The following is an 8309-nucleotide window of genomic DNA, read 5'->3' as shown; positions in this document are numbered from 1 at the left end:
TGGGACATGGAAACAGAGTTGGCCACGGTCATCCTTTACGGTTTGCGCAAACCCCGCTGGCGGGCCGGGCATCTGCCTGGTCTGTCGCGGGGTGCGGGTCGCGGGCGCACGGCTTTTGGAGGGTCGTGCGCAAATCTGGGGCGTCTCTAGCAGGTGAATTAACGCCCGGCAACCGTCATGGACGCGAAAGACCGGCCTTTGCGACAAAGGATGCAGTCCCGGGCAAATGGGTCACGGCCAGCGCTAACATCACGCATCCAAGACAGATTTTGCGCATGCGGCAGGATGTCGCATCACCCCTGATTTGATGCCCTGTTGTCGGTTGAAAGGGCCTGCGCTCCCGTACCGCGTCCGACTGGCGCCGCCTTGCTCCCCGGCCGCGAGACCGGGCGAACGACTCCGTCGAGAATCTCGCGCGGGCTGGGCACATGGATGCGCACGCCCGGACCGGCCGGTGCACGGGTCTGCTTGGTCAGTTCGACGAGGATCACGCCCGCGATCAGGACACGGCTGATCCTCGCGCCGGTGCGTTCCCAGAACTGGGCACTGCGCAGCCAGAAACGGCGGTCCGATGGCGGGATGTAGACCGCCGATCCATGCCATTCCGACATCAGGCCGGCAGCGCGCATCTGCGCCTCGATCTGCCCGGTCGTGTAGGCGCGGCCATGACCAAACGGCGTTCGATCCGAGGCGGCCCACAAACCCGCCCGGTTGGGCACCATCGCCATCATCCGCCCGCCCGGTCCCAAACAGCGCCACGCCTCGGACAGAAGCGCGTTGGCGTGCTCGCTGGCTTCCAAGCCGTGCAGCATCACCAGACGGTCCAAACTTCCCGTCTCGATGGGCCACGCAGTCTCGTCGCACAGGACGGCATGGTTGGGTGTGCCCGCGGGCCAGGCCAGCGCCCCCTGCGGCCCCGGCATCAGCGCCGTGACCCGCCGCGCATGGGGCAGATAAGGCCGCAGCATCGGCGCAGCAAAGCCGAACCCCGCCACGGTCATGCCCGCACAGCCCTCGGGCGACCAGCGCGCGGTCAGCCGGTCGCGCAGGATCCGCTGCACCACGCGCCCCAGAGCGCGCTGATAATAGAAATGTCGCAGCTGATCGATATCATGGTGCATTGCGCCCCGGCCCGGCTTTTGTCAGGCTCAGATCAGCACAAGGTGAAGGAATTGCCAATGCCGCTGGACATGGTCACGCTGCGCTGTCTCAAGGACAACTATGCCTATCTGCTGCATGGCGAGGCGGGCACGGTCCTGATCGATGCCCCCGAAGCCATGCCGATCCTGACCGAAATCGAGGCGCGGGGCTGGGGTCTGGACGCGATTCTGCTGACCCATCATCACGACGACCATATCCAGGCGGTTCCCGAAATCGTCGCAGCCACGGGGGCCAAGGTCATCGGGGCGGATGCGGACACCCGCCGGCTGCCGCCCCTGGACCTGCGCGTCCGCCCCGGCGAACCGCTGGAGGTGCTGGGAGAGCCCGTCACGGTTATCGACGTATCGGGTCACACGGTGGGACATGTGGCCTTTCACTTTCCCGACAGCGGCCTTGCCTTCACGGCTGACAGCCTGATGGCCCTTGGATGCGGACGGCTGTTCGAAGGCAACGGGCCGATGATGTGGGACAGCCTGTCGCGCCTGAACGCCCTGCCCGCCGACACGCTGATCTGTTCCGGCCACGATTATTGCGCGGGAAATGGTGCCTTTGCGCTTTCGGTCGATCCCGGCAACGACGCACTGCAGGACAGGCTGACCGCCATCCATGAGGCCCGGCAGCCCTGTGCCCCGGCAACCCTGGAACAGGAGCGCCTGACCAACCCTTTCCTGCGGGTGGGGGCGCTGCGCGCTTCGTTGGGAATGGAGGGCGCCAGTGAGGCCGATGTATTCACCCGGTTGAGGCAGATGAAGGATGATTTCTGATCTGCAGCGCCGCCAAGGAGTTCGTACGTGGATCTGACGCTTGAAATAAGGGCGGTGCGACATCACATCTGCCTCAAGCGTGGGAAAAACGTGGCAGCAGTCGGAAAAACCACTTGATGCCAGCCGAAATCCACCAAATCTTAAAGCTATCGTGACAGTCTGGGCAGGTGGGCCAAGAACAGGTCCATACCGCCAGCCGACTGACAGGAGACGACCGTGCCAAGTTTCTCGACCTCCCTGGAACAGGCCATTCACCAGGCACTCGCGCTGGCGAACGAACATCGACACGAGCTTGCGACGCTGGAGCATCTGCTGCTGGCCCTGACCGAGGAACCCGATGCGGTCAAGGTCATGCGGGCCTGCAACGTGGATCTGGAAGAGCTGCGCAAGACCCTTGTCGATTTCATCGAGGATGACCTTTCCACCCTGATCACCGACGTCGACGGCTCGGAAGCCGTGCCGACGGCGGCCTTCCAGCGCGTCATCCAGCGTGCGGCGATTCATGTGCAAAGTTCAGGTCGCCAGGAGGTGACCGGAGCCAATGTGCTGGTTGCCATCTTCGCCGAACGCGAATCCAACGCGGCCTTCTTCCTGCAGGAAATGGACATGACCCGCTACGACGCGGTCAATTTCATCGCGCATGGCGTGGCCAAGAACCCGTCGTTCAACGAGCCCCGCAAGGTTGCCGGATCGGACGAGCCCATCGAACAAACCAAGGCCGAGGCCGCGCAGGAGGCCAAGGACGAGAGCGCACTTGGCAAGTACTGCGTCGACCTGAACCAGAAGTCCAAGAAGGGTGACGTGGATCCGCTGATCGGCCGCGAGCCCGAGGTCGAGCGCGCGATCCAGGTTCTTTGCCGGCGACGCAAGAACAACCCGCTGCTGGTGGGCGATCCGGGTGTGGGCAAGACCGCGATCGCGGAAGGTTTGGCGCTGAAGATCACGCGGGGCGAGACTCCCGACGTTCTGGCGGGCGCCACCATCTTCTCGCTCGACATGGGGGCCCTTTTGGCCGGCACGCGATATCGTGGCGACTTCGAGGAGCGGCTGAAGGCCGTTGTCAAGGAACTCGAAGCCCATCCCGACGCGATCCTGTTCATTGACGAGATCCACACGGTGATCGGCGCGGGTGCGACTTCGGGTGGGGCGATGGATGCCTCGAACCTGCTCAAGCCAGCCCTGGCGGGCGGCAAGCTGCGCTGCATGGGCTCGACCACTTACAAGGAGTATCGTCAGCATTTCGAGAAGGACCGTGCCCTGTCGCGGCGCTTCCAGAAGATCGACGTGAACGAGCCTTCGGTGCCGGATACCGTCAAGATCCTGATGGGACTGAAGCCGCATTTCGAAAAGCACCACGACCTGCGCTATACCAACGATGCGATCAAGTCGGCGGTTGAGTTGGCCAGCCGTTACATCAACGACCGCAAGCTGCCCGACAGCGCGATCGATGTGATCGACGAGGCAGGCGCGGCCCAGCATCTGGTCTCGGAAAGCAAGCGTCGCAAGACCATCAGCCCCAAGGAGATCGAGGCCGTCGTGGCCAAGATCGCCCGTATCCCGCCCAAGAACGTCAGCAAGAACGACGCCGAGGTTCTGCGCGATCTGGATGCAGGCCTGAAGCGCGTGGTCTTCGGCCAGGACAACGCCATCGAGGCCCTGTCCAGCGCGATCAAGCTGGCTCGCGCCGGCCTGCGCGAGCCGGAAAAGCCCATCGGCAACTATCTGTTCGCCGGGCCTACGGGCGTCGGCAAGACCGAGGTTGCCAAGCAGCTGGCCTCGAGCCTGGGCGTCGAGCTGATCCGCTTCGACATGTCGGAATACATGGAGAAGCACGCCGTCAGCCGTCTGATCGGCGCGCCTCCGGGCTATGTCGGCTTTGACCAGGGCGGGCTTCTGACCGACGGCGTGGACCAGCATCCACATTGCGTGCTGCTGCTGGACGAGATCGAGAAGGCGCATCCGGATGTGTTCAACATCCTGCTGCAGATCATGGATGCAGGGCGGCTGACCGACCATAACGGCCGGACGGTCGACTTCCGCAACGTGATCCTGATCATGACGTCGAACGCAGGGGCGGCGGATCAGGCCAAGGCCGCGATCGGCTTTGGCCGCGATCGGCGCGAGGGCGAGGATACGGCCGCAATCGAGCGGACCTTCACGCCCGAGTTCCGCAACCGTCTGGACGCGGTCATCAGCTTTGCACCGTTGTCGCGCGATGTGGTGATCCATGTGGTCGAGAAGTTCGTGCTGCAGCTGGAGGCGCAGTTGATGGATCGCAATGTCCATATCGAGCTGACGCCCGAAGCCGCCAACTGGCTGGCTGAAAAGGGTTACGACGACCGCATGGGCGCACGTCCCTTGGGCCGCGTGATCCAGGAAAGCATCAAGAAGCCCTTGGCCGAGGAGCTCTTGTTTGGTCGCCTGACCAAGGGTGGCATGGTGCGCGTCAAGATCGAGGACGACAAGCCTGTCTTCGACATCACCGGGCCGGACACGCCGCGGATCGGCAAGTCGAAGACACCACTGCTGACCGCCGAGTGATCTAAGGTTGATTGTCATGAAGCCCCGCCCTTCTGGGCGGGGCTTTTTTGTTGTGACGTTCGGTCTGATACATCCGCCAACCGGATCCTTTGCTGCAGCAACTGCCTGTCGCTCTGCCATCACGGCCGGGGTTCCCCTCTGCTGATGCGCAGGAAAGGCTTGGTTGTTGCGATCCTGAACTGCCGGCTTTGACACGTTCTCCTCCGAACCGTGAAGGGTTGCGGAGGCAGGTCGATATGCGCGGCGTGCGGCGCGCGCCATTCCTGGAGCCTCGCAACGCATCTTCTTCTGCGCAGAGTTTTTGCTGCTAGCGCAGACGGGCGGGGATCAAGCCACGCAGCGCGTTTCCACAGAAAAACCCGTTGCGCAAATCCGCGATCTGCAGAGGCGTCTCGCGCGCACGACCTTGGGCCAGAAGATCGGCGCGCAGGACGCCCGGCAGAAGGCCATGATCCCGGGGAGGCGTCAGAAGGACCCCGTCGCGCAGGACGAACAGGTTGGAGATGGACCCTTCGCAAGGAAATCCTTGGTCGTTGAGCAGCAGCATCTCGTCAGTGTCGTCAACCATTTCGGCGCGGGCGGCGTCATAAACAGGGCGATGCGAACTCTTGATCGACAACCAGGGATCGTCCGGCCGAAGCCGATAGGAAGAGATCGCGACCCTCCAAAGGGGCGGGTTCGGCGGCAGGTCGGCATGGGTCAGCGTGATGCTGCCGCTGCTGTCCACCGCCAGCCGCGCCCGCAGGACACGACCCTGCGGCAGACGGGCCAGCGCATCCGTCACCTGCCCCTCGTCCAAGGGAAAACCCACGGCTGCGCAACCTTGGCGCAGGCGGGCCAGATGCCGCGGCCACAGCAGAACGCGGCCGTCAGCCTCGACCCGCATCGTCTCGAAGATGGTCAGCCCGGGGGGGACTGGGCCAGGAATGCGGCCTTGCATAGGGCTTCCTCCCATTCGGAACCGGTTTCGCTGTCATGGACGATGCCGCCACCCACGTTCAGCCGCAAGCGTTCCGGCGCCACCATCCATGGCGAACGGATCGCAACGCTGAAGCGCATCGGCCCTGCGGGATCGACCCAGCCGATCGCACCGCAATAAATCTCGCGTGGCGCCCGCTCGAGTTCGGCGATGATCTGCATCGACCGGATCTTGGGTGCCCCGGTGATCGACCCGCAGGGAAACAGCGCCCCCAGGATCTGGGGCAGCCCCACGCCCGGCATGAGCTGTCCCCTGACAGTCGAGACCATCTGGTGCACCGTCGCATAATGCTCGACATGGAACAGTTGCGGGACGTGAACGCTGCCGGGGCGGCAGATGCGGCTGATATCGTTGCGCAGCAGATCGACGATCATCAGGTTTTCGGCGCGATTCTTTTCCGATGACTGCAGCGCCACAGCCGCGGCACGATCCGCGTCGGGCGTCGCTCCGCGCCGGGCGGTGCCTTTCATGGGGCGGGTTTCGATCGAACCTGCCGCATCAACCGCAAAGAACAGTTCGGGACTGCGCGACAGGATCACTGGTCCGCACAGATCGACGAAAGCACCCTCGCCCACGGGCTGGCGAGCTGCCAGAGCCGCGTAAATCTTCAGAGGATCGCCGCTTGCCTCGGCCTCGGCCGGAAAGGTCAGGTTGATCTGATAAGTATCCCCCGCCTCGATATAGCGATGAACCGCCGCAATGGCGGCATCATAACGGGCGCGGTCCCACAAGGGGCGCACCGGGCCGATTCTCACATCATCAGGCGCGGGCAGCGGCGGTGCAGGACGGGGGGCGTCGAACACCCCCATCAGGACCAGCGGCATCTGCCGATGCTCCGGCATCAGGTCCGCGGTCTTGGGCGACAGCGCCAGACCCGTTTCATAGGACAGATAGCCCGCAAGCCACCGCCCCTGCGCCCGGGCCGCCTCCATCGCGACCAGTGCAGGGCCGATCCCCTGCGGCGTATCCGCGCGAATGATCGTCCGGGGCTTGGCGAACAGCGTGCCGTCCGGCAGCGGCCCCTTGTCGAACCGGATCTGGCCGCTCACGCTTGTGCCTTTGCCTTGCCCGCCTTGACCTTGGCCGCCAGATCACGCGCCACGGCGAAGGCGCCCTTGATGCGTTCGGCGTCCGAGGTGAACTCGCGCTTCAGGACGACCTTGTTATCGGTGACCTTGGCCGTGCCACGCTCGTCCGCCAGATATTCCACCAAGCCTGCAGGATTGGGGAACTTGTCCAAGTGAAACTGGACGGTGATCCCCTTGGGCCCGGCGTCCAGCTTGGAGATATTGGCGCGCTTGGCCATGGCCTTGATGCGGATGACCAGCAGCAGCGTGTTCACCTCGCGCGGCAGGGGTCCGAAGCGGTCGATCAACTCGGCGGCAAAGCCCTCAAGCTCGACCTTGGTGGTCAGCTCGGCCAGGCGGCGATAAAGGCCAAGGCGCACGTCCAGGTCAGGGATATAGCTCTCCGGAATGGTTACCGGGACGCCCAGGTTCAACTGGGGTGCCCATTCATCCTCGGGCGTGCCCTCGATCTCGCCGGATTTCAGCTTGGCAATCGTTTCTTCCAGCATCTGCTGATACAGTTCGAAGCCGACTTCCTTGATATGGCCCGACTGTTCCTCGCCCAGAAGATTGCCCGCGCCACGCAGGTCCATGTCCTGCGAGGCCAGGTTGAAGCCTGCCCCCAGCCCGTCGATCGAGCCCAGGAACTTGAGCCGCCGCATGGCCTGCGGCGTCAGCGGCTGGCGCGGCTTGGTGGTCAGATAGCAATAGGCACGCGCCTTGGACCGCCCCACCCTGCCCCGGATCTGGTACAGCTGCGCCAGGCCGAACATGTCGGCGCGCCAGATGACCATGGTGTTCGCGGTCGGGATATCCAGCCCCGATTCGACGATCGTGGTCGCCAGCAGCACGTCATGGCTTCCGTCATAAAAGGCGTTCATGCGCTGATCCAGATCACCGGCCGCCAACTGGCCATGGGCAACGATGGAGGACAGTTCGGGCATGTTCTCCTTCAGCCAATGCTCGACCTCGGGCAGGTCGGTCAGGCGGGGCACCACGAAGAAGCTCTGCCCGCCGCGATATTTTTCGCGCAGCAGCGCCTCGCGGATGGTGACGCTGTCGAATTCGCTGACATAGGTGCGGATCGCCAGGCGGTCCACGGGCGGCGTGCCGATCACCGACAGGTCGCGCACGCCGGTCAGCGACAGTTGCAGCGTCCGGGGAATGGGCGTGGCGGTCAGGGTCAGGACGTGGATGTCGCTGCGCAGTTCCTTGAGTCGTTCCTTGTGAGCCACGCCGAAATGCTGCTCTTCGTCGATGATCAGGAGGCCGAGGTTCTTGAAGCGGATGCCCTTGGCCAGAACGGCATGGGTGCCGACAACGATGTCGACCTGCCCCTCGGACAGTCCGGATCGGGTGGCGGCAGCCTCCTTGGCGCTGACGAAACGCGACAACGGACGCACGGTGATCGCCGTTCCGCGGAAGCGTTCGACGAAACTGCGATAATGCTGGCGGGCCAGCAGGGTCGTCGGTGCCACGACGGCCACCTGCATCCCCTGCGACGCAGCGATAAAGGCTGCGCGCATGGCAACCTCGGTCTTGCCAAAGCCCACATCGCCAACGACCAGGCGGTCCATGGGGCGGCCCGCGGCCAGATCCTCGGAAACGTCCTCGATGGCCGACAGCTGGTCGTCGGTCTCGCTGTAGGGAAAGCGGGCGGCAAACTGCTGCCACTCATGCTCCTCGGGCTCCAGCACGGGTGCCGGACGCAGCAGGCGTTCGGCGGCGATGCGCATCAGCTTGTCGGCGATCAGCTTGATGCGTTCCTTCAGGCGCGCCTTGCGGGCCTGCCAGGCA

6 protein-coding genes are annotated in these 8309 nt (G+C 64.2%); 2 read left to right on the top strand and 4 right to left on the bottom strand.

Annotated features, from left to right (window positions below):
• Positions 1 to 293: 293 nt before the first annotated feature.
• Positions 294 to 1121, bottom strand: coding sequence for a hypothetical protein (locus ACLHHB_RS15860; protein WP_410219250.1), 828 nt, complete (start codon positions 1119 to 1121; stop codon positions 294 to 296).
• Positions 1122 to 1178: 57 nt separating this feature from the next.
• Here ACLHHB_RS15860 and gloB point away from each other — a divergent pair, with 57 nt between their 5' ends.
• The gene (gene gloB / locus ACLHHB_RS15855; RefSeq protein WP_410219249.1) at positions 1179 to 1925 is read left to right on the top strand and encodes a hydroxyacylglutathione hydrolase; all 747 of its coding nucleotides are present in this window, start codon (positions 1179 to 1181) and stop codon (positions 1923 to 1925) included.
• Positions 1926 to 2141: 216 nt separating this feature from the next.
• A complete protein-coding gene (gene clpA / locus ACLHHB_RS15850; protein ID WP_410219248.1) occupies positions 2142 to 4466 on the top strand; it encodes an ATP-dependent Clp protease ATP-binding subunit ClpA in 2325 nt (774 codons plus the stop codon).
• Positions 4467 to 4773: 307 nt separating this feature from the next.
• Here the strand turns inward: clpA and ACLHHB_RS15845 are convergent, their stop codons facing one another.
• From ACLHHB_RS15845 to ACLHHB_RS15835, 3 genes are all read right to left on the bottom strand, one after another.
• The gene (locus ACLHHB_RS15845; protein ID WP_410219247.1) at positions 4774 to 5406 is read right to left on the bottom strand and encodes an aminotransferase class IV; all 633 of its coding nucleotides are present in this window, start codon (positions 5404 to 5406) and stop codon (positions 4774 to 4776) included.
• On the bottom strand, positions 5367 to 6494 hold the full coding sequence (locus tag ACLHHB_RS15840) for an aminodeoxychorismate synthase component I (RefSeq protein ID WP_410219246.1): 1128 nt from the start codon (positions 6492 to 6494) through the stop codon (positions 5367 to 5369). Before ACLHHB_RS15840 ends, ACLHHB_RS15845 begins: the two co-directional genes overlap by 40 nt.
• Positions 6491 to 8309: TRCF domain-containing protein (locus tag ACLHHB_RS15835; protein ID WP_410219245.1), on the bottom strand; the 1819-nt coding region annotated here is incomplete at its 5' end. The genes ACLHHB_RS15835 and ACLHHB_RS15840, both read right to left, overlap by 4 nt.

Origin of the sequence: Paracoccus sp. (in: a-proteobacteria) (assembly GCF_046462195.1) — a bacterium.
Classification (GTDB): Bacteria; Pseudomonadota; Alphaproteobacteria; order Rhodobacterales; family Rhodobacteraceae; genus Paracoccus.
This window is presented reverse-complemented; position numbering and strand designations above follow the sequence as displayed.

Excerpts from the sequence above, each read along its gene's own strand:
- ACLHHB_RS15860 (WP_410219250.1), bottom strand. The coding sequence starts at position 1,121 with ATGCACCATGATATCGATCAGCTGCGACATTTCTATTATCAGCGCGCT.
- gloB (WP_410219249.1), top strand. The coding sequence starts at position 1,179 with ATGCCGCTGGACATGGTCACGCTGCGCTGTCTCAAGGACAACTATGCC.
- ACLHHB_RS15845 (WP_410219247.1), bottom strand. The coding sequence starts at position 5,406 with ATGCAAGGCCGCATTCCTGGCCCAGTCCCCCCCGGGCTGACCATCTTC.